20 protein-coding genes are annotated in these 22,677 nt (G+C 49.1%); 8 read left to right on the top strand and 12 right to left on the bottom strand.

Annotated features, from left to right (window positions below; genetic code table 11):
* Nucleotides 1-80 precede the first annotated feature (80 nt).
* Nucleotides 81-893, top strand: coding sequence for a nucleotidyltransferase family protein (locus tag ACV7NC_RS06675; RefSeq protein WP_458154735.1), 813 nt, complete (start codon nucleotides 81-83; stop codon nucleotides 891-893).
* Between the two features lie 171 nt (nucleotides 894-1,064).
* Here the strand turns inward: ACV7NC_RS06675 and nudB are convergent, their stop codons facing one another.
* The 11 genes from nudB to ACV7NC_RS06620 form a co-directional block, all read right to left on the bottom strand.
* Nucleotides 1,065-1,496 (bottom strand): dihydroneopterin triphosphate diphosphatase, encoded by a 432-nt coding sequence (nudB, locus tag ACV7NC_RS06670; RefSeq protein WP_458154734.1) that lies wholly within the window; start codon nucleotides 1,494-1,496, stop codon nucleotides 1,065-1,067.
* Between the two features lie 18 nt (nucleotides 1,497-1,514).
* A complete protein-coding gene (gene aspS / locus ACV7NC_RS06665) occupies nucleotides 1,515-3,296 on the bottom strand; it encodes an aspartate--tRNA ligase (RefSeq protein WP_458154733.1) in 1,782 nt (593 codons plus the stop codon).
* A gap of 120 nt (nucleotides 3,297-3,416) precedes the next feature.
* Nucleotides 3,417-3,722 carry an FmdB family zinc ribbon protein gene (locus ACV7NC_RS06660; RefSeq protein WP_458154732.1) on the bottom strand — a complete coding sequence of 102 codons (306 nt, stop codon included), beginning with the start codon at nucleotides 3,720-3,722 and terminating at the stop codon, nucleotides 3,417-3,419.
* A gap of 168 nt (nucleotides 3,723-3,890) precedes the next feature.
* Nucleotides 3,891-5,225, bottom strand: a complete 1,335-nt coding sequence (hslU, locus tag ACV7NC_RS06655; RefSeq protein ID WP_458154731.1) for an ATP-dependent protease ATPase subunit HslU — start codon at nucleotides 5,223-5,225, stop codon at nucleotides 3,891-3,893.
* 79 nt (nucleotides 5,226-5,304) lie between these two features.
* Nucleotides 5,305-5,826: an ATP-dependent protease subunit HslV gene (hslV, locus tag ACV7NC_RS06650; RefSeq protein WP_307933292.1), complete on the bottom strand. Its 522-nt coding sequence runs from the start codon at nucleotides 5,824-5,826 to the stop codon at nucleotides 5,305-5,307.
* A gap of 79 nt (nucleotides 5,827-5,905) precedes the next feature.
* On the bottom strand, nucleotides 5,906-6,805 hold the full coding sequence (xerC, locus tag ACV7NC_RS06645) for a tyrosine recombinase XerC (RefSeq protein WP_458154730.1): 900 nt from the start codon (nucleotides 6,803-6,805) through the stop codon (nucleotides 5,906-5,908).
* Nucleotides 6,806-6,822: 17 nt separating this feature from the next.
* Nucleotides 6,823-7,500, bottom strand: a complete 678-nt coding sequence (locus tag ACV7NC_RS06640) for a DUF484 family protein (protein ID WP_458154729.1) — start codon at nucleotides 7,498-7,500, stop codon at nucleotides 6,823-6,825.
* Between the two features lie 17 nt (nucleotides 7,501-7,517).
* Nucleotides 7,518-8,345: a diaminopimelate epimerase gene (gene dapF, locus ACV7NC_RS06635; protein ID WP_458154728.1), complete on the bottom strand. Its 828-nt coding sequence runs from the start codon at nucleotides 8,343-8,345 to the stop codon at nucleotides 7,518-7,520.
* 3 nt (nucleotides 8,346-8,348) lie between these two features.
* A complete protein-coding gene (locus ACV7NC_RS06630) occupies nucleotides 8,349-8,864 on the bottom strand; it encodes a GNAT family N-acetyltransferase (RefSeq protein ID WP_458154727.1) in 516 nt (171 codons plus the stop codon).
* Between the two features lie 38 nt (nucleotides 8,865-8,902).
* Entirely contained in the window at nucleotides 8,903-9,337 is a 435-nt protein-coding gene (locus tag ACV7NC_RS06625; protein ID WP_458154725.1) for a hypothetical protein, read from the bottom strand.
* 150 nt (nucleotides 9,338-9,487) lie between these two features.
* Complete coding sequence (locus ACV7NC_RS06620; RefSeq protein ID WP_458152066.1) at nucleotides 9,488-10,297, bottom strand: methane monooxygenase/ammonia monooxygenase subunit C; 810 nt, start codon at nucleotides 10,295-10,297, stop codon at nucleotides 9,488-9,490.
* A 355-nt stretch (nucleotides 10,298-10,652) separates the two neighbouring features.
* On the opposite strand from ACV7NC_RS06620, the gene ACV7NC_RS06615 reads away from it, so the two are divergent.
* The 7 genes from ACV7NC_RS06615 (at nucleotide 10,653) to ACV7NC_RS06585 (ending at nucleotide 20,938) form a co-directional block, all read left to right on the top strand.
* Nucleotides 10,653-12,386, top strand: a complete 1,734-nt coding sequence (locus tag ACV7NC_RS06615) for an OprO/OprP family phosphate-selective porin (protein ID WP_458154724.1) — start codon at nucleotides 10,653-10,655, stop codon at nucleotides 12,384-12,386.
* 50 nt (nucleotides 12,387-12,436) lie between these two features.
* Nucleotides 12,437-13,459 (top strand): PstS family phosphate ABC transporter substrate-binding protein, encoded by a 1,023-nt coding sequence (locus tag ACV7NC_RS06610; protein WP_458154723.1) that lies wholly within the window; start codon nucleotides 12,437-12,439, stop codon nucleotides 13,457-13,459.
* A 390-nt stretch (nucleotides 13,460-13,849) separates the two neighbouring features.
* Nucleotides 13,850-15,361: an ABC transporter permease gene (locus ACV7NC_RS06605; protein ID WP_458154722.1), complete on the top strand. Its 1,512-nt coding sequence runs from the start codon at nucleotides 13,850-13,852 to the stop codon at nucleotides 15,359-15,361.
* Complete coding sequence (locus tag ACV7NC_RS06600; protein ID WP_458154721.1) at nucleotides 15,358-17,409, top strand: dipeptide ABC transporter ATP-binding protein; 2,052 nt, start codon at nucleotides 15,358-15,360, stop codon at nucleotides 17,407-17,409. Before ACV7NC_RS06605 ends, ACV7NC_RS06600 begins: the two co-directional genes overlap by 4 nt.
* Nucleotides 17,410-17,413: 4 nt before the next feature.
* Entirely contained in the window at nucleotides 17,414-19,024 is a 1,611-nt protein-coding gene (locus tag ACV7NC_RS06595; RefSeq protein ID WP_458154720.1) for a peptide chain release factor 3, read from the top strand.
* Between the two features lie 8 nt (nucleotides 19,025-19,032).
* The gene (locus ACV7NC_RS06590; protein WP_458154719.1) at nucleotides 19,033-20,049 is read left to right on the top strand and encodes a metallophosphoesterase; all 1,017 of its coding nucleotides are present in this window, start codon (nucleotides 19,033-19,035) and stop codon (nucleotides 20,047-20,049) included.
* A gap of 22 nt (nucleotides 20,050-20,071) precedes the next feature.
* Nucleotides 20,072-20,938, top strand: coding sequence for a YicC/YloC family endoribonuclease (locus ACV7NC_RS06585; RefSeq protein ID WP_458154718.1), 867 nt, complete (start codon nucleotides 20,072-20,074; stop codon nucleotides 20,936-20,938).
* Between the two features lie 66 nt (nucleotides 20,939-21,004).
* On the opposite strand, the gene mgtE is transcribed toward ACV7NC_RS06585, so the two are convergent.
* On the bottom strand, nucleotides 21,005-22,450 hold the full coding sequence (gene mgtE / locus ACV7NC_RS06580; protein WP_458154716.1) for a magnesium transporter: 1,446 nt from the start codon (nucleotides 22,448-22,450) through the stop codon (nucleotides 21,005-21,007).
* Nucleotides 22,451-22,677: the final 227 nt, after the last annotated feature.

Below are 22,677 nucleotides of genomic sequence, written 5' to 3'. Positions count from 1 at the left end.
CTGAGAAATTGTTTTCCGGCTCTATCCCCGCTACCATAGCCTGATGGATGGAGAATTTTTTATAACGCTGTGAAAACACTATGAATGACCAGAAACGACCCGAATCGCAACCATTCGCTGCGTTGGTTTTAGCAGCCGATCGCACCGGCAAGGATCCCATTACTCTGCATACGGGTGCGGCGTGCAAAGCGTTTGCGCCTGTTGCCGGTATTCCGATGATTATCCGCGTTCTGGATACGCTTGCCGCTTGCGAATCGATCAATCAAATTATCTTATGCGGCCCGCCGGAGTCGTTGCTGCATCATTGTCCGGAATTGCAACAACGAATTGCCAATGGGCAAGTTACCTGGTTAGCCAATCTCGATTCGCCAAGCCGCAGCGCTGATCGAGGGCTGAGTATTGTTGATGATGACACTCCGGTGCTAATTACCACGGCCGATCATGCATTGTTGACGCCTGCAATGGTGCAGGAATTTTTAAGTGCATCACGGATGGCAGCGGCTGATGCGACGGTTGGAACCGTGACGGAACAAGCGATCGCGACGGCTTTTCCCGGTATCAGGCGCACCATCATACGCTTGCGCGACGGCGGTTACCGCGGTTGCAATCTTTATGCGTTCAGATCGCAAGGACGCGCGCTGGTGCGTTTCTGGCAGCAAGCCGAGGATTTACGGAAAAATCCGGTTAAATTGATTGCACGGGTATTGGGCTTCAAAACCGTATTGTCGTATTTCTTTGGTTTTCTAACGTTGAAGCAAGGCGTCGCGGCGGTATCAGAGAGATCAGGCGTCACGATACAAGTGCTGGTACTGAGCGATGCGCGTGCCGGTATCGATGTTGATAAAGTGGAAGATTTGCAACTGGCGGAATCGTTGCTGAGGCAGCAGCAATAGTTAACGTGACAACTTTTAGGAAAACGCTGATTAATTGACTATACGAGTGAATCACTTCGTTGCGCGGTACTCGCTCCCTCGCCTATCTTGTTGATATGTCTCGGTTGCTGTGTGCCGTGCGCCTCGTGCTTCATCTCGTTCGCCGAATTAATCAGCGTTTCCTGAGGTTTGTTACCGTGCCGGCAAGCTCATGATGGCTTCGGCATTGCTGCTGGAGAAGACTTTCTTGGCGGCTTGTTGCCACGGTAGCCAGACAAAATTCAAATGTTCACGGGCTGAGAGTTTGATCGGAATGGCAGTTGGTACACATAAACCGAAAACATGTTCGGTATTGAAGCGCACATCCGGACCATAGCGCCAGCGCCATTCTTCATAGATTTCATAGCGATTTTTAACGTGCCAGTCAGTCAACTGATAGTCGGCAGCGTTTAAGCCGGTTTCTTCGGCGATTTCGCGTGTTGCCGTGTCAAGCAGGGTTTCTCCGGGATCTTGGCTACCGGTTACAGATTGCCAATAACCAGGATGGTCGGCACGTTCCAATAACAAGACCTGCAAATCAGCGGTGTGAATCACAACCAGAACGGAAACCGGTATTTTGTACATCCGCTGAGTGACAGATTATTAGCCTGGTTTTACTTCCGTTTGGCGCAAGCGGATACTCAATTCCCTTAGTTGCTTTTCGTCGACGGCGCTCGGCGCATGTGTCAACAGGCATTGCGCCCTCTGGGTCTTCGGAAAAGCGATGACATCGCGGATCGATTCCGAACCGGTCATCATCGTCAGAATGCGATCCAGCCCGAAGGCAATGCCGCCGTGCGGCGGCGCACCGTATTGCAGCGCTTCCAGCAGGAAGCCGAATTTTTCTTGCGCTTCCTGTTCGGAGATATTCAATGCGCGGAAAACCTTGGATTGCACCTCTTGACGGTGAATCCGCACCGATCCGCCGCCGATCTCGGAACCGTTTAATACCATGTCGTAAGCTTTCGAAAGCGCTTTGCCAGGATCGGTTTCGAGCAAATCTTCGTGGCCGTCGGCCGGTGAGGTGAACGGATGGTGTAAAGCTTTCCAGCGGTTTTCTTCGTCATCGAATTCAAACATCGGAAAGTCGACGACCCATAGCGGTTTCCAGCCGGATTCGGCGTGGCCGTGCTGATGACCGACTTTGATTCGCAATGCGCCCAGCGATTCATTGACGATTTTAGCCTTATCCGCGCCAAAGAATATCAAATCGCCGTTTTGCGCTTTGGTTCTGGCAAGGATTGTTTGAATCGTTGCTTCCGGCAGGAATTTCAGAATCGGCGATTGCAACCCTTCCACGCCATCCGCCAAGTTATTGACCTTGATGTACGCCAATCCCTTGGCGCCGTAGATCGCGACAAAGCTGGTGTAATCGTCGATTTCCTTGCGCGACAACTCGCCGCCTTTCGGCACGCATAGCGCAGCAACGCGGCCATCCGGTTTTTCCGCGGCTTCGCGGAAAACCTTGAACGGCACATCTTTCATGATGTCGGTCAATTCGGTGAATTCCAGCGGCACGCGCAAATCCGGCTTGTCCGAGCCGTATTTGAACATGGCTTGTTCATGCGTGAGCCGTGGGAATGGATCAGGCAAATCGACATTGATCACTGATTTGAATAACCCGCGGATCATGCCTTCCATCAGCGTCATGATTTCATTTTCTGACAGGAACGAGGTTTCAATATCGATCTGCGTGAATTCCGGTTGGCGGTCGGCGCGCAGGTCTTCGTCGCGGAAGCAGCGGGTGATTTGATAATAGCGATCAAACCCGGAGATCATCAATAACTGCTTGAATAGCTGCGGCGATTGCGGCAACGCAAAGAAATGACCGGCGTTTACCCGCGACGGCACCAGATAATCGCGTGCGCCTTCCGGTGTCGATTTGGTCAGCATCGGCGTTTCGATATCGAGAAAACCGTTCTGATCGAGAAACATGCGGACTGCCATCGCCACCCGGTGGCGCAAGCGCAGATTCGACTGCATGGCCGGACGGCGCAAATCGAGATAACGATGTTCCAGCCGCACCACTTCGCTGAGATTGTCATCGTCCATCAGGAAAGGCGGCGTCAACGAAGTGTTCAATACTTCGATGGCGCTGACGAGGATTTCGATTTCGCCGCTGAACAACGCCGTATTGACGGTTCCTTCCGGGCGTTTGCGCACCTTGCCGGTAATTTTCAGCACGAATTCATTGCGTACTTTCTCGGCGGTCTGAAAGGTTGACGCGTTATCAGGATCGCACACGATTTGCACCAAGCCTTCGCGGTCGCGCAAGTCGATGAATATCACACCGCCGTGATCTCTACGCCGGTGAACCCAGCCGAAAAGCGTGACGGTTTGATCGAGATATCCGGCATTGATGGCGCCGCAGTAATTGGTACGCATGATGTTGTTCAGTAGGTTGAATGATGAAAATTAAAGGGTATTGTTTTTTGCTGCACTGCAAGCGATCCAACGATCGGGTCAATCAGACCGTTCCGGTATTTCGTTAACGGCTTCAGTCCATTACTCGACGGCTGCAGTAGAAGCGGTGTTGCTTTCTTTGTTTGCAGTTGAATCCGTAGCGGGTGCAGCCTTTGTCTGCGCGCTGTCTTGAGTTGCCGCAGCGTTATCCGCCGGTTTGGATTTGCTGTTCTTGAAATCGGTAACGTACCAGCCGCTTCCTTTCAGTTGAAACCCAGCAGCAGAAATGCGTTTGACATAGTTGCTACTGCCGCACACAGGACATGCTGCAATCGGTGCATCGCTCACTTTTTGTAAATGCTCTTTCTCAGCACCGCATGAATTGCAAAGATATTCATAAATAGGCATTGAGACCTCCAACGATACAATATTGAGAAACCGGGTATTATACCTTAACTCCCTGGGTTTGATAGGTATCTGACCGTGCTGAGTTAGCACCGAAGGGCACTTCTATCCGGAACGATATTGTACTGACAACTTTGCATAGTCAGATTGATTTTCCGGGATTTCAGTTATCTACAAAACGTATCTCGCCAAATCCTCGCTTTGGGACAGATCCTTCAGGCGTTCGTCGACATAGGCGGCGTCGATCATGATAGTTTCTCCACTGTGTTTGGGAGCATCGTAAGAAATATCTTCGAGCAGTTTTTCCATGACAGTATGCAAACGCCGGGCGCCAATATTTTCGGTTTTACTGTTGACTGAGAAGGCGATCTCTGCCAATCGCTTGATGCCGTCACTGCCAAATTGCAGTTTCACGCCCTCGGTCGCCAGCAGCGCTTCGTATTGCCGGGTCAGGCAGGCGTCGGTATTGGTCAGGATCTGTTCAAAGTCGCTGACGCTTAAACTGGCCAATTCGACGCGGATCGGAAAACGGCCTTGTAATTCTGGTATCAGATCGGATGGCTTGGACATGTGAAACGCGCCGCTGGCGACAAACAGAATGTGATCGGTTTTGATCATGCCGTATTTGGTCGATACGGTTGTGCCTTCCACCAGCGGCAGCAAATCACGCTGCACGCCTTGGCGGGAAACATCGCCGCCAGTGTGGCCCGAGGAGCGACTGGCGATTTTGTCAATTTCATCGAGAAAAACAATGCCGTTCTGCTCGACATTCTGAATGGCATTCAATTTCAGTTCTTCGTCATTGACCATTTTTGCAGCTTCTTCTTCAAGCAGTAATTTTTTTGCTTCACGAATTGTCATTTTGCGGGTTTTTTTACGCTCGCCGGTCATATTCTGAAACATGCCCTGGATTTGAGATGTCAAGTCCTCCATGCCGGGAGGCGCGAAGATCTCCATGCTGGCGCGCGGCGAAGCTACATCGATTTCAATTTCTTTATCGTCCAGTTCGCCTTCGCGGAGTTTCTTGCGAAATTTCTGCCGGGTCGAACTGTCGTGATCTTCGCTATTGGATTGAAAGCCGAAATCCCTTGACCCCGGTAAAAGCGCATCGAGTATGCGATCTTCAGCCTGATCTTCCGCCAGCGGCTGTTTTTTTCGCGTTTCTCGTTCTCTGGCTTCCTTAATGGCGGTTTCCGCCAGGTCGCGGATGATCGAGTCGACATCACGACCGACATAGCCCACTTCGGTGAATTTGGTGGCCTCGATTTTGATAAAGGGCGCATCGGCCAATTTAGCCAGACGGCGGGCAATTTCAGTTTTGCCGACCCCCGTCGGACCGATCATCAGAATATTTTTGGGCGTAATTTCCTGGCGCAACGGGTCTGCAATTTGCTGACGGCGCCAGCGATTCCTCAGTGCGATCGCGACAGCTCGTTTAGCTGCCTGCTGGCCAATAATGTGTTTATCCAATTCGTGGACGATTTCCTGAGGGGTCATTTGTGACATGATGTTAAGTTCTAAAATAGGATGAAATATAACAAGAAAACCAAATTATCGATCAGCCAGACGGCTGAAATGCAGTGAATTAATCAATTGTTTCAATAATGTGGTCTTGATTGGTATAGATACAAATATCACCGGCGATTGTTAATGCTTTTTTTACGATCTCCTTGGGCGGCAGATCAGTATTCTCCAGCAATGCGCGGGCCGCAGCCAAGGCATACGAGCCGCCGCTGCCAATCGCGGCAATCCCTAGTTCAGGTTCGATAATATCGCCCGCGCCAGTGATGATGAGAGTTGCATCTTCATTTGCAACTACCAGCATCGCTTCAAGCCTGCGCAAAATCCGGTCCGTGCGCCAGTCTTTGGCCAATTCGACGGCGGCTCGCATGATATGGCCGTGATGCGCTTCCAGCTTGCCTTCGAACCGTTCAAACAGGGTAAATGCATCGGCAGTACCACCGGCAAATCCCGCCAGAATTTTGTCATGATAAAGCCGACGCACCTTACGTGCGCTCGATTTGGCCACGACCGCTCCCAGCGTTACCTGACCGTCACCCCCCAGCGCAACTTGCTTGCCGCGCCTTACTGAAACAATGGTTGTCATGAAATTTCTTAATTTGTTACAAAATTCGATTATAACGCATAAAGCATCGCTGATCCGGTCAAGAAGCAAGCCGCGTTATTCAACTCCTTTTTTTGGCCCGGGGATGCGCAGCATCGTAGATTTTGGTCAGGTGCTGAAAATCCAGATGGGTATAGACCTGGGTGGAAGTGATATGCGCATGTCCGAGCATTTCCTGGACTGCACGCAGATCGCCGCTGGATTGCAGCAAATGGGAAGCAAACGAGTGCCGCAGGATATGTGGATGCACATTTTGTTGAATACCTTGCTGCCTTGCACGTTGTTTCAAGCGGTAACCGATGGTGCGAGGGCTGATCGCATGGCCGTGCTGCGATAAAAACAGTGCCGTTTCGTCGGTTTTGACGATTAAAACACGTTGTTTCAGCCAAGCTTGCAACGCTTGGATCGCAAATTTACCGACCGGAATGATGCGGGTCTTGCTGCCTTTGCCAAGCACTCGGATGGTTCCCTCGGCAAAGTCGATATCGCCGGGTTTTAACTGGGTTAATTCCATTAGCCTCAGCCCCGAAGAATAGAATAATTCAAACATGGCGCTATCCCGGATCGTTAACAACTGATCAGTTGGAAACTGCAGTAATTGAGCTGCTTCGTCGGGGGAAAGCGCGTTCGGCAGTTTTTGTGGTGATTTGGGTAAGCGGATGCCAATGCAAGGATTTTGCGTAAAGCGGTGTTTCCGGATTAAATAGCGATAGAAGCTGCGCCAAGCCGACAGCATTCTTGACAGACTTCTGCCGGAAAGACCTTTGCCGTGGAGCTGCGCAATGACATGACGGATATGGTGCGCGTGAACTTGCTCCAAGTCGCTGGGGTTAAGCTGTTTTTGCAAAACACTGATATCGCGCGAATAATTCTTGCTGGTATGCGGCGATAACCGTCGCTCGTAAGTTAAATAGTCAATAAATGCAGCTACTAAAGATGCGGATGCGGGAGCGTCATTCATGACATGATTGTCTTTATCTATACGGTAACGCTTTCGGCATTTGTAAGCTGACCGTAGCGCGCTAAAGTGGTACAGGCCAATTCCCCGAGGCGTTTTAAATGCAATGTTCCCATTTCCGGGTAGAATCTCTCTGCATCCGGGCTGCCAAGAACAAGCAAGCCGATGGTTTGCGTTGTATTCAAAGGAATCATCGCAAATGAATGCAAATGTTCCAAGTTTTCACCAAACCAGCGCTTGATTTCCTCCGCGATATGATTGCCGCAATAAGGCTGGGCCAGACTTTCGGCAATGGCTCGCACATCTTCGCTGATCGGGGTGAACTCCACTTTCGATGGATCGGTATTCGGTATATTCCAGAAGCGCATCGCCACCAGCGGTACGGAAAAATCCTCTTTCAGGCTGAAATACAACGCATTTAACAGTTCATCCAGATTGGAAACGGAAATCAGCGTGATTGCAAGCCGGTGCATTTTTTCTCCGATCGCATCATTTTCTTCACCGAAACTAATCAATTCCAGAAGCTTGTCTTGCAGCGCGCGGTTTCTCTCTCGCAAGGAGATGATCTGACGCTCGTTCAAGGAGATGACTTTGTCGTCCTGCGGGTGCGAGATTTGAATATCCGCGAGCAAATCAGCGTAATCGTTGAAAAACTGGGGATGTTCCTGCAAAAATTGTGCGACATCTTCTGCTTTCATGATGTTTCCTTGATAGATTACAAATTTATTTCGCCTTCAAACACCGTGACTGCCGGACCGGTCATCCAAACCGGCTGACCCGTTCCCTCCCAGCGTATCGTCAGTTCGCCGCCGTGGGTGCTGACGGACACCTGCGCGTCGAGTAACCCCAGCTTGATGCCGGCAACCACCGCAGCGCATGCGCCGGTACCACAAGCAAGTGTTTCGCCCGCGCCGCGTTCAAATACTCGCAACTTGATGCGATGGCGGTCAATTACCTGCATAAAGCCGACATTCACTTTCTTGGGAAAACGCGGGTGCCGCTCGAGCAAAGCACCCTCTGTTTCGACCGGGGCATGGTCAACATCTGCGACGACTCGAACTGCATGCGGATTACCCATTGACAATGCGCTAATTGTAACCGGCTGACCGGCTATTTCAAGTTGATAAGTCGGTGCAACGTGGTCTGCAATAAAAGGAATCTGCGTTGGTTCAAAAACGGGTTGTCCCATGTTGACGGTGACATTGCCGTTAATCTCCAATTTCGGCGATATCATGCCACTCATCGTTTCGATGCGAATCTCGTTTTTTTCAGTCAAACCGTGATCGTGCACATAACGCACGAAACAACGGGCGCCATTGCCGCATTGTTCCACTTCACCGCCATCGGCGTTAAAGATACGATAGCGAAAATCAGCTTCACCTTCAGCCTTTTCGACCAGCAAGATTTGGTCGCAACCGATGCCGAAATGACGATCAGCCAGAAAACGCAATTGCTGGCGATCAAGATGGATGGCCTGATGGATTCCGTCCAGCACCACGAAGTCGTTACCAAGCCCCTGCATTTTGGTGAATTTCAGTTTCATGAATCAGGCATTCCAGTGTTCAAAATTAAGCGTCATCAAATAATCATTCATGAAAAATCCGCTGCCGATATCCACAATACTATCACCCGTCACCTCAAATCCATAATGTTGATAGGCTGAAATCGCACTGCGATTGTGTTTGTTGACCGTCAAAATCAATGATTGCAGATTATTTTTTCTCAATATTTCAACCGCATCCCTCACTAGTCTGGCGCCATGGCCTTGCCGATGGTGATCGCAATGGATGTATAGCTTGTCGATTTTGAGTTCGCCCGGAATGGTTGTGCGCATACAGCAGGAGAAACCGATGATATTTTCTTTAAGAACAAGCTTTCGCCACCAGATATCCGGGTTCGATAATTGCTCATTGATCAATGCTGGTTGATAGCGCTGCTTCAACATGTATTCTATTTGTGCAGTTGAAATGATGCCGGAGTAATGATGCCGCCAGATTGTCTCGGCAAGCCTTGAAACTGTGGGAGCATCCGGTGCTGTCATGGGCAAAATGGCAACAGTCATGATTTTAAGTAGTGAACAAAACAACTATCGTAGGTTTCTCAATAGTTCACGGGAGACAAAATGAGAGGCGGTTTATTGAATTTTTTGCGCATGGTGTTGATGGCATGTAAAACGGTGCGTTGTCCGACAATCTTTGCTTCCAGCTTGCGCTTACCGGGAAAATCGATAAAAGAGATGCCTATCAGCATCGTGAGCAGGCCCTGACCAGGTAGAAATAGCATCAGGAAACCCGCAATCAAGAATATCGTACCGACGAAATTTTTGATGATCAATCCAATAATGCGTAACACAGGGTGTTGGTCTTTCATCCAGTGGCGAGGGACCCGCAGATCAAAATAGTCGCTTGGCAGGCGGATCAGGATCCATGGAATGGCGATTAGAGAACCTATAAAGCCGATAATGGATGCGATCGTTAGGCCAAGGAGCACATCCATAGGTATCCATTGTTGAATGTAGAGGATCAAGTTTTCCATAAAAAAATACCGGTACTATAAAAGAGACAATCGAGTTCATTTGCGAATTGAAAGTTATACCGGATAGATCGCTAAACGGAAATAGGCCATAAAAAAACCTGCTGTCGGATCGTCCGACAGCAGGTTGATGTTATAACATCCGCAAGCGGATTAAGGAACAATTCTGTTGTTCAGAATTTCGCGGCTGGCGCCGTTCCAGGTTACGTCTGTCAGGTTAGAGTAACGGGTGATAATTTGTGCTGCAATACCACCTGAGAATAAACCTGCCCAACCCAGAATCACAAAGCCCCAGTGCAATGGCGCGCTAAACAGCTCTTCCATGAACCAGAATGCATGACCCCATTCGTTCAATCCTACGTTCGGCAGAATCATCAATGGGCCAGCAATTGCCATTACCAGCGGGAATGATGTGCCGCGGCTGTACAGTGGCAGACGGGTCATCGCGTACAGGTATGAAGCTACGCCACATACGATGTACATCGGGAATGAGCCATAAAACACCACTACGTGACTTGGCGTAAAGCTCGTGTCACGAATAATCACTTGGTGCCAGCTTGCATCTTGTTCGGTGAAGAAGCTGCCGCCCCAGTAAACACCAAACAGGTATACACCCAGCCACATCATCCAGTAGAAATAGCGTTTGATCTCTAACTTGGTATCCAGGTTGTCTAATTGTTCTTTGGTGTCACGGGTTTTTAAAATCCAACCCCAGGTGACCAATGCAAACAATGGCATCAGGGTCATGTGTACGCGCCACAGTCCCATCCACACTTTGTCAAATTCCGGTTCCATCGAGTCCATTCCGTGGGAATACGCAAATGTCCTTTGAAACCAGATCCAAAATATCGCTACCAGCAGCATGGTGCCCATGCCCAGTTTGTAGTACTTCGAGTCGTACCACAGCGACATGTCATAGCTCGCGCTCGACGCGCTACTCGTTGTGCCATACGTTGTTGCCATTTTGTGTGCCTCCTATTAAAAATGGTTAGTAGAAATAGATGTCTTGCAGAGAAAAAGATTATTCCCTGTTCAACATGTGGTTTTAGACAGGCCTTTAATTAATGAAAGTTCCCGTCATTTCATCAAAACAATTGTGCAATGAGCAGTTAATTATAATTATTACACTCAGCACGAATATATTTTAGAAATTAATTGACATTACTTCAAGTGGTTAACTGTTATTTCTGGCTCGACAGCAACAGAGTTCTGTCACATTTCTGTAAGAAAAATGTAACTGTCATAAATCTGTAACATTGCTGCCTTATAACGTTCGTCATCTTTATCGATTGAATTATTAACTACGGATCAGAGACTGATGATGAAACTATACAGACTTTTCTTGATAGCGATCGTTGTAGCCAATCTAGGTATGGCAACCACTGCACATGCTTTGGATTTATATGTTGATACGACAACCAAGCAGATTTATGCGGAGCCGGGTCCTGGTCGCGTACATATGGGAACTTTTGTGAAAGCCGATAACGTGCCTGCCAAGGCCGAACCGCCGAAAGTTGTGGAAGCACCATTAAGAACCTCGGGGGATTCGACGCAATTGGCTGAAGATCAATCCGAGGAAATGAAAAAAAGAAGATCTGCGGAGCGTCTTGCCAGAATTTCGGAGAAGGCGGAAAAGGCCCGGTTTGTCAATCAAGTATCGGTGCTTGAAGAACGCATGAAAGAAGTAGAGAAAATTCATGGCACTTTTGACGATCGCGGTTTGCATTGGGCTACCAAAGATGGCAATTTTTCTATGTCGCTTAACGGGCGGATACAACCGGCCTCGCAATATAATTTTGTCAATGATCCGGATCCCGCAACCGGTGCGCACACAGCCAATGAATTGAACAGCGGCATGAATATCCGCCGTGCTCGTTTAGGCGTTGAAGGTACTTTCTTTAAAATATGGGACTATAAATTCGAGTATGACTTCAGCCGGGGCAATGGATCGGTTGGATCGGGAATTACCGATGCCTTTGTACGTTTAAACCATACCGATGCGCTTTCCTATAAACTGGGTTCGTTCAAGGAACCATTCAGTTTGGAAGAAGCGGCCAGTAACCGTTATCTGACTTTTATCGAACGGCATATGTCGGTCAACTCCTTCGTCGATAACCCGAATACCTATAAAACGGGTATTGGCGCCAATTACGCGGTTAAAAGATGGCAAACCGGGATCGCGTTTCAAACGGAGCCGATCGGTTCCTGGTCCTCCGCTTCAACATCGGTCAATGCCAACGGTAATCAGAATCGTAACAACGGCTCAGGCGATACCGGCTGGCAGGGCATCGGCCGTATCAGCGGCAGGCCCTGGATGGAAGATGATACGAAATTCCTGCATATCGGTGTTTCGGCTGGACATACGCATGTTAATACACAGTATCGCGCAGATGGCACGATGGTTGGTGAAGGACAGATTGGCGGCGGCGGTGGCATGTCGTTCTTTGCATTTCCGGGAACCAACGTCGACCGGACCAATATTTTGAACACCGGTAACTTAAGCACCGGCGCTTTAAGCAATCCGAATCGCCGAGAAGTCACCAGCTACGATCGTTTCGGTGCGGAATCCTGGTTTGTGTACGGTCCATTTTCGGCGCAAGGGGAATATTTGCGGACCAATATCAATGGATTTAACTATGATAACGAGCATCTCACGGGTTATTACGGTTTTGCAAGTTACTTCCTGACAGGCGAATCTAAAGCGTATCATGTGAGAAACGGCGCAGCGAACCGGATTAAACCGAATCGTCCATTCCAGTTCAACGGATCGGGCTGGGGGGCTTGGGAAATTGCAGCCGGTTACGATTACATCGATATGAATTCGGGAGTCATCGCAGGTGGTAAAGCGGATATGGTTCGATTCGGTTTGAATTGGTACCCGCATTCGAACGTCAAATTTCAGGCAAACGTGATCCATGTACTCGATATCAATACTGCGAGGACACCGATTACCAACACCGATGGTTATTCCGGTGGCGCCGGTGCTCGCACCAATGGCTGGAACAATGGCGATTTGAGTGCTTTCCTGACGCAATGGACCATCGATTTTTAGTTGAAATTATTTTTGGTACGAATAGCAATCCTTACAAACAGGAGAACGAAATGCCAAAGTCATACAATTTTAAGGTGATCATTTTATTTTTCTCGGGTTTCTGGATCAGTACTGCCGGGATGACGCATGCACAGTCAATGGTCAAAATCGACGGCTCCAGCACTGTTTATCCGATTACCCAGGCGGTTGCCGACCAATTCCAAGAAGTTAAGAAGGGAACGATGCAAGTGACGGTTGCTGTTTCAGGCAGCGGCGGTGGTTTCAGGAAGTTTTGCCGGGGTGAGATTGATATTGTCAATGCCTCTCGTCCAATCTTAAAAAACGAGATGAAAGAATGCAAAAACACCGGGGTGCAGTACGTCGAAATACCGGTAGCATTTGATGCGCTTACCGTAGCGATTCATCCCGGCAATACCTGGAGCAGGGCCATGACGGTTGCGCAGTTGAAGAGAATCTGGGAACCGGTGGCCGAAGGTAAAATTACCCACTGGAATCAGATTAATTCAGCATGGCCGGCAGAAGCTATCAAGTTGTTTGGGCCTGCAAGAGATTCTGGCACCTACGATTATTTTACCGAGGCGATCATTGGAAAAGCGAAGTCGAGCCGCACGGATTTTTCCAGATCCGAAGATGACACCGGCTTGGTGCGGGCTGTGGCGGGTGATAATAATGGCTTGGGTTTTCTGGGATTTGCGTATTACGTCGAAAATCAAGATAAAGTTGCCGCAGTAGCGATTGATAACGGCAATGGTCAAGGAGCGGTTCTACCCTCGGTCGAGACAGTCGAAGACGGCAGCTATCAGCCATTATCGCGGCCTATGTTTATTTATGTCAGCCTCAAGGCAGCCGAGAAGCCGGAAGTGAAGGAATTTGTCGAGTTTTATCTGAAAAATGCGTTGCTGTTGGTAAAGGAAACCCATTTTTTTCCATTGCCACCGCGAGCCTACACAACCATGCTTGGACATTTCAATAAAAAAAGAGCGGGGACGGTTTTCAATGGCGTGCCAGTTATTGGCTTGACGATTGATGAATTGATCCGCCGTGAGGAACGACTGCAGTATGAGAACTATTAATTTCGGGGAATTAATAAGTTAAGAGATCTTTGCACGGTTACTACGCGGCACGATAATTGCGTTAAAAATTCGCGAAAAATGCTCATTTACTCCGTGTAAACTCCGCTTTTTCGCAAATTTTTGCCTTATTCTCGTACCGCTCATGACATCGTGTAAAGGTCTCGTTAGCTTAGATTACGCGCAGGCAGCTAGAGACTTTCTGCGTTACTACTGATGCGGAGAAAACAGACTGGAAATGCAGGGTCATCGAGTATGAACCGAGTTTCTTGGCTGTTTTTTCTTGAATCGGCAGTCATGTTTTTTTCAAAAAGCCGTGGCATTCATTTATGATAGGAACTGTTCCTTGTATTTCTATATGATGTCAGTGCGCTTTCAATAATCCATCAGACCATGCCTTTTAGCCCAATTGTTTTGTGGACGGATGCACTTGTCTACTTGTTTGTGTTGTCGATATTTTTTTGGGTTTGGTATGTGCGCCGGAATGAGCACTTGTTGATGCCTTGGAAGCGGGTCGGGCATAGTGCCAGCGGCATGTCGGCATTGACGGTGTTAATTTTTTTTCTATTGGTCGGGTTGCTCGACACCGTTCATTTCCGGCCAGCGCTCGACCATAAGAATCGAAGCGGCGAGACGATTTACAGCGTAGAAGTGTTAAGTTTGCTGGATATAGTTTTAACGCCGCTCCGGACCAACGTTGAGAAAACCTATTCCGCACCGCTGGCAACGCACCTCTATGCAAAGGAAACAATCGAGTCGCCGGATGGCGGGCAGGTGCGGGCTTTCGCCCGTTTGGAATATGGTGGATCGCATTTGCAAGATCCTGAAAAGGAATATCTTCCAGACATTCTGGAGCGAATCTTTAAAGGTTTGGCGTATGGTTTCTTGGTTTGGCTTGGAATAGCCCTTTGCTTAATAGCCTTTCTATCTCGCCGCCATCAACGAAATTTTGTTCAAAGCATGTCCGTCATTTGGCGGCGTACCAGCGAAGTGCCGTGGTACGCGATCTTGATTACTTTATTGATTTTGCTATTGCTGATTGGTTGCAGCGCAATGCTGGCAACGCACTATCATGTATTGGGTACTGACAAAGTAGGCCAGGATATTCTGTATCAATCACTTAAAAGTATCCGGGTTGCATTGGTAATTGGAACGTTGACCACGCTGATCATGCTGCCATTCGCGCTGCTGCTCGGGATCATGGCCGGGTATTTCCGGGGTTGGGTTGACGATGTGATTCAGTACATCTATACCACGTTAAATTCGATTCCCAGTGTGCTGTTAATTGCGGCGGCAGTGTTGATGATGCAGGTATATATCGAAACGCATGCGGAATTGTTCGAAACCGTTGCATCACGCGCCGATTTGCGGTTGTTGTTTTTGTGCATGATTCTCGGTGTCACCAGTTGGACGAGTTTGTGCCGGTTGTTGCGCGGAGAAGCGCTGAAATTGCGCGAATTGGAATATATTCAGGCGGCGCATGCTTTCGGCGTGTCACATTGGCGCATCATCAGCCGCCATATCCTGCCGAATGTGATGCACATCGTGTTAATTGCTACAGTGATGGATTTCAGCGGATTGGTGCTGGCTGAAGCAGTGCTGTCATACGTCGGTGTCGGTGTCGATCCTTCAATGATCAGTTTTGGCACCATGATTAATGCCGCGCGTCTGGAAATGGCGCGGGAACCGATGGTGTGGTGGGCTTTACTGGCGGCTTTCAGTTTTATGTTTACGCTAGTTTTGAGCGCCAATCTGTTTGCCGATGCGGTGCAAAACGCGTTGGATCCACGTATGCGGACACTGAAATTAAGCAGCCGTTTTTTTCAACGGTATGGAAAAGATGAGATTTCTTCAAACAAAACTGCCGGCGCCATGACTCCGGCAGGTTCTTCCCGCTCGAAATGAAAACCGTGCTGGAAATAGACAATCTAGCGACGTTGCTGCATACCGGCGATATACCTGTCAGGGCTGTTGATGGCCTATCGCTGAATATTCTGCAGGGAGAGACATTTGCGCTGCTGGGCGAATCCGGTTGCGGCAAGTCAATGACGGCTCTGTCGATTATGCGATTGCTCCCGGATGTGGGTGAAATTGTCGCCGGGGAAATCAAAATTCATGGGATGGATCTTTTGCAATTGCCTGAGGCGGCGATGCGCAAAGTTCGCGGTAAACAGATCAGCATGATTTTCCAAGAACCCATGTTAAGCCTGAACCCGGTATTGACGATTGCTGAGCAAATTGGAGAAGTGTTACACCAGCATCTCGATCTGACGCCTGCGATGAAACAAGCACGGATTCAGGAATTGCTCGAGCAAGTCGGCATCCCGGATGCGCAACGGCGTATGCATGAATATCCATTTCAGTTTTCCGGGGGTATGAAACAGCGCGCCATGATCGCGATGGCGTTGGCCGGTGAGCCGGAACTATTGATCGCCGATGAACCAACGACCGCCCTGGATGTCACCATCCAAGCGCAAGTACTCGATTTAATGCGGCACATCCAGCAACGCACGCGCATGGCAATATTATTGATTACCCATGATTTAGGGGTGGTGGCGGAAATGGCGCAGCGCGTGGCGGTGATGTATGCCGGAGAAATCGTGGAAGTGGCGCCTCGTGCAGCTTTTTTCCAGCAACCGGCACACCCTTATTCGCAACAATTATTTGCTTCGCTGCCTGGCAAAAATAAACGCGATCAAGCGTTGACGGTGATGAATGGCAATGTGCCGTCGCTATCACAGCAATTCAGCGGCTGCCGTTTTGCGGATCGCTGCAATCAAGTGATGGCAATGTGCCGTGATGCGGTTCCACAATGGCATCGGCTCGATGATGCGCACCAGGTGCGTTGTCATTTGTATCAATCCGGCGTGAGTCATACACAGGTGGTAACCGGCGCACCGGCACAAAGGATTCCGCTGTATTCCGAAGCACAGCGAACGGAACAAATATTATTGAAAGTAGCCGACCTCAAAGTATATTTTCCGATTCGCCAAGGCCTGTTCAAACGCGTGGTCGGGCATGTAAAAGCGGTTGACGGTGTATCGCTGCAGATTGCTTCCGGGAAAACATTGGCATTGGTCGGTGAATCCGGATGCGGGAAAACAACGATAGGAAAAAGTATTTTGCAGTTAATTCAACCCACTACCGGCAGTGTGCAGTTTAAAGGGCAGGAGCTGGTAGGCTTGAAACGGGGCCAATTAAAACCAATTCGTTCGCACTTCCAAATTATTTTTCAGGATCCCTATTCGTCATTGAATCCGCGTATGCGTATCAAGGAAATCTTGCAAGAAGGGATGAATGCGTTAAAGATCGGTGCAGCCAGCGCATCATCAAAAGCCGATAATATGCAAGCCAGCTCAAGCGACCAGGAAATCGACTCGTTATTGCAGCGAGTCGGATTGCCGGCTGAGGTAAAATGGCGCTATCCGCACGAATTTTCGGGCGGGCAGCGTCAGCGCATTGCCATCGCGCGCGCTTTGGCAGTGAATCCGGAATTATTGATTTGCGATGAACCGACCAGTGCTTTGGATGTTTCGGTGCAAGCGCAAATCCTGAATTTGTTGAAAACCCTGCAAAATAACCTAGGACTTGCTTTTTTGTTTATCACCCACAATATCGCAGTTGTGGAATATTTAGCTGATGAGGTTGCAGTCATGTATCTTGGAAGGATCGTTGAACGCGGGCTTATCGATGAAGTAATGGGCAACCCGAAACATCCCTACACCCAAGCATTGTTATCGTCGGTGCCGCGGATTGCTGCTGACGCGGATCGGAAATTCATTCCGCTAAAAGGCGACTTACCGTCACCGGCTAAGCCTCCGGCCGGTTGTCATTTTCATCCACGTTGTCCGAAAGCGATGCCGGTTTGCCGGGAACGCTATCCGTCGGCCAGTTTATTCAGCGCAACGCATTCAACGCACTGTTTTCTTTATTCACCCGAACAGATTTCTTGAAATTATGAGTATTCAACACGAAGTGGCGCGCCGCCGCACATTCGCTATTATTTCTCACCCGGATGCCGGAAAAACCACGTTGACAGAGAAACTGCTGATGTATGCAGGAGCGATTCATATTGCGGGTAGCGTGAAGGCACGTAAGGCCAGCCGACATGCTACGTCCGATTGGATGGAAATCGAGAAGCAGCGGGGGATTTCGGTGGCTAGCTCGGTCATGCAGATGGAATATCGCGATTGCATCATCAATTTGCTGGATACCCCTGGCCACCAGGATTTCTCGGAAGATACTTACCGCGTGTTGACGGCGGTTGACGCTGCGCTGATGGTCATCGATGCCGCTAACGGTGTTGAAGCGCAAACCTTGCGATTGCTGGAAGTTTGCCGTGCCCGTAATACCCCGATCGTGACATTTGTTAATAAAATGGATCGCGAAGTACGTGAGCCGCTGGATTTGCTCGATGAAATCGAGCGCACGCTCGGCATGTCGACGATTCCGTTTACCTGGCCGGTCGGGATGGGGAAGAATTTTCACGGGGTGTGCGATTTGAAGCATAATTGCATGCGTGTTTTTCAACCGGGATCCGATCGCATTGACACTGATAATGAAGTGATTGCGCAATTTGACGATCCGCAAATCCGGCAGCGTTTCGGCATGGATTTGGATACCGCGTTGCAGGAAATCGATTTAATCAAAGGCGCATCGCCGGTTTTCGATCACGCGGCTTTTCTTGCCGGTGAGCAAACACCGGTGTTCTTCGGTTCGGCGATCAATAACTTTGGTGTGCGGGAGATTCTCGACGCTCTGGTGGATCTGGCGCCGCCACCGGAGTCGCGCAATGCGATTCAACGTGAAGTACAACCCGATGAGAAAAAATTCTCCGGTATGGTGTTCAAAATTCAAGCCAATATGAATCTCGCGCATCGCGATCGGATTGCGTTTGTGCGTGTTTGCTCCGGTCATTTCAAGCGCGGCATGAATCTGAAAGTGGCGCGTAACGGTAAGGATATCCGCACCAGCACGGTAGTATCGTTTTTGTCGCAACGCCGCGATATTCTGGAAGAGGCCTATCCAGGAGACATTATCGGTATACCGAATCATGGCACGCTGCAATTGGGCGATACGTTGACCGAAGGCGAGGTTTTGCAATTTACCGGTTTGCCTTTCTTTGCCCCCGAGATTTTCCGTACGGTTGAAATTGCCGACCCGTTACGCAGCAAACAGCTAAAACTAGGATTGGCCCAGCTTGGCGAGGAAGGCGCAATCCAGGTTTTCCGTCCGCATCTTGGCAATATGCTGTTGCTCGGGGCGGTCGGTACGCTGCAATTCGAAGTGGTCGCGCACCGCTTGCAGCACGAGTACGGCGTCGCAGCTCGTATCGCGTCCGCCAAATACCAATTGGCGCGTTGGATCACCTGCGACGATCCGCGCGAATTGCAACGATTCATCGAAGCCAATGCGCATCGGATCGCGTACGATGCGGTTGATGCGCCGACTTTTCTGGCATCCTTTGGCGCAGAATTGAGCGTGGCGCAGGAAAATTGGCCGGCGATCTGCTTTCATAAGCTGCGTGAACATGCCGGCCTGGTTTTTCAAAATCACTTGAACGGATAACGCGAACCATGACGGTTTGGCAATGGTTGTTGCTAGTCTGCATGTCTTCGGCTTTGCCATTGCATGCGGGCGATGCGTTACTCTCCAGCAGTGAGAAAACAACCCGGTTTGTCGTAATTGGTGATATGCCCTATACCGATGCGGAATATGCATTGCTGGAACAACCCGGCGGCGCGCTCGCCAAAGCAATTAGATCTATAGATCCTCCGGTTTTAATCCATTTAGGCGATTTCAAAAGGGGACGGTTGAGTTGCAGTGACGAGCTGTTGCAAGATCACTATCGGCAGATTGCGTTTTTAAATCCCCATAAGACAGTCTACACACCCGGCGATAACGACTGGACCGACTGTGACCGTTTTACCTTGTCGACACGTTATGATGAGCTGGAGCGGTTGGGTTTTCTTCGCCAGCTTTTCTATCATCGAGATCAATGGCAATTGACCAAACATATTCCGGGTTTGGTGCGCCAAGACGGATTTGTTGAGAATGCCCGCTGGCGCATCGGCCCGGTTATGTTTGCAACGCTGCATATTCCGGGGACGAACAACGGCCGCAAGGAAATTTTGCGGAGTAATCTGGAAGAAGCGTTAAATGAAGCCGACTTTCGTGATCAATCGAATAAACAATGGTTGAACCAGCTATTCGCGGAAGCAGAATCTGCACAGGCCGTTGTGATAGCGTTCCAGGCGGATATTTTTGACTTCGACCACGAAAGGCCATTATGTACACCCAATAATCGCACAGAGTGCGATGGTTATCGCATGTTACGCGATGAGATTAAGCGTTACGCGGCTCAATTCACGAAACCGGTTTTGGTCATTCATGGTGATACTCCAGCCTATTGCTTGCATCAGCCGTATGCGGTGATTCCAAATTTGTGGCGGCTTAATGCGCCTGGCGACTACAAGTATATCGACGCCAGTCAAATTGTATTTGATCCTGACAATAAAGACAGGCCATTTAGCGTAACCGGTTTACTCGACCCAAAAAACGCTCCAGCCGTTTGTGATGATGGCGTTTTTTAAACGTTCTCGGAAAACTTAAATTATGATATTCAGCATGACCGGCTTTGCGGCCGCGAGCCAGCAAACACCTTACGGATCGTTCAATCTCGAGATTCGCTCCGTCAATAACCGTTTTCTTGATATCCAGCTTCGCTTGCCGGATGATTTCCGCCGGTTGGAAGCTGCGATGCGGGAATTGCTGACCACACAACTCAGCCGCGGCAAAATCGAATGCCGGTTATTGTTTTCACCGGTTCATACGGTAGAAATCGATCAGCAACTTGATCACGGTTTATTGGAACGATTGATGCAATTAGAGCAGACCATCCGAACAAGCTACCCGTCCGCAGCGTCTTTAACCATCGCAGAGATTTTAAAGTGGCCTGGTATGCTCGAGAGTAATGCGGCACCTAGCGAGGAATGGGATGCAGTTGGCATGACGCTGTTGCAAACCGCGCTCAAGGATTTAAAAGCTGCAAGAATGCGCGAAGGAGATAAGCTGAAAGCCATTTTGCTGGATCGCATTTTGCAAATGCGCCAATTGCTGCAAGTTGCATCTCCACGCATCCCGGCATTGATTGCTTCTTTCGAAGAAAAACTACGCACCCGGTTGGAAGAAATTCTCGGCAATAACGAAGATGATCGGATTCACCAGGAAATCACGTTATTTGCCAGCAAAATTGATGTCGATGAAGAATTGTCGCGCTTACAGGCGCATCTCGACGAAGTGGAACGGATTTTGAACCAAGGCGGTGTGGTTGGTAAAAGATTGGATTTTATGATGCAAGAGTTGCATCGTGAAGCCAACACAATTGGCTCAAAGTCGGTTGATCTGGAGGTTTCCCGGATTTCCATGGAATTAAAGGTACTTGTCGAACAAATGCGCGAACAAGTGCAGAATATTGAGTAATCTGTGTAATCTGTTTGAGAATTCCGGTCAGTGAGTGGATGTACTTGTTAACTGGCTGGTATGTCGCTATAGCAAGAAAATAGTCGCCAATCCAAGGAAAATAAAAAAACCACCGCTGTCAGTAACCGCAGTGATCATGACACTGGAGCCGAGTGCCGGATCGCGGCCAAATTTCCGTAAAGTTAGAGGAATCAATACCCCTAGCGATGCGGCCAAAAGCAAGTTGAGCATCATCGCCAGAGTCATAACCAGTCCCAGTTCCGCATTCTGATAGATCGCAAAGGTAAATATGCCGATGATGGTGCCCCAGACAAAACCGTTGACCAAACTGACGCCGATTTCTTTACCAAGTAATTTCCAGGTGCTACGCGTATTTATCTGATCCAATGCCAATGCTCGCACAATCATGGTAATCGTTTGATTTCCCGAATTGCCGCCGATACCGGCCACGATCGGCATCAAAGCGGCCAATGCCACCAGCTTTTCGATGGAATCCTCGAATAACCCGATAACCCGGGATGCGATAAAGGCGGTAATCAGGTTGATCGCCAGCCATCCCCAGCGATTTCTGACGCTTTTGAGAACCGGCGCAAAGAGGTCTTCGTCTTCGCTTAAACCAGCCAAGTTTAATGCTTCGTTCTCGGCTTTATCACGAATAAAATCAATCACCGTATCGACGGTGACGCGGCCGAGCAATTTGTCGTTTTCATCGACGACCGATGCAGAAACCAAATCATAGCGTTCAAACGCATTTGCGGCTTGCTGGGCAACATCATCAGGGCGCAGCTTGATGATTTCTTTAGTCATCACATCAGCGACCAAGGTATCCGGGTCGCTGACCAGTAAGCGATTGATTAGCAATACACCTTTGAGATGTTCATTTCTATCGACAACGAACAACTGATCGGTGTGATCCGGCATCTCTTCAAGCCAGCGTAAATAGCGCAATACGACTTCCAGCCGCACGTCTTCACGGATGGTGATTACATCAAAATCCATCAGTGCGCCAACGGAATCTTCCGGATAAGACATGGCTGCGCGTAATTGCTCGCGTTCCTCAATGGGCAACGAGCGGAAAACATCTTCCATGACTTCTTGAGGCAAGTTTGGAGCGAGGTCGGCAATCTCGTCGGCATCCAGATATTCTGTCGCGGCGACCAGCTCTTGCGCGCCCATGTCAGTGATCAACGTTGCTCTAACCGCTTCGGAGGTCTCGAGCAATACATCGCCGTCCCGATCGGATTTGATCATGCTCCAGATCAGTAACCGATCTTCCAGCGGCAATGCTTCAAGGATGTGCGCGATATCCGCGGGGTGCAGTTGATCTAAAAAAGATTGCAGCTCAGAGAGGTTTTTTTTCTGGACCTCGGATTCGCTTAAGGATAGATCGGGAGAATCTTGTAAATTCACCAAGCCTTCGACTAATTTATACTTGCGCAACAGAAATGTGATCTGTTGAAGCGGCGTCTGCGAGTCTTCTTGATCGTTATTATTGGTATTGGTTTCGGTCATAGTCGAATGGTATCAGCAAGCCAATTTAATCTTGAGTACTTTTGCTTGGAGTTTATACGCTAAAAAGTTTGCAGTTGGATGACCGAAAAGTATAACCTTCAGCGTTACCTCAGTACCAACTTTATTTAGCTATGGCGATTGGCTGGATAAATTTGGCAACCGATTCATTCTTGATGAAAACGGTTTGATACGCAAACAGGCATTTCATGAGCTGCAATTGATGGGAT

This window comes from Nitrosomonas limosa, assembly GCF_054188085.1.
Note: the sequence above shows the minus strand (reverse complement) of the source record. Positions and strands in the feature narration are given on the sequence as shown.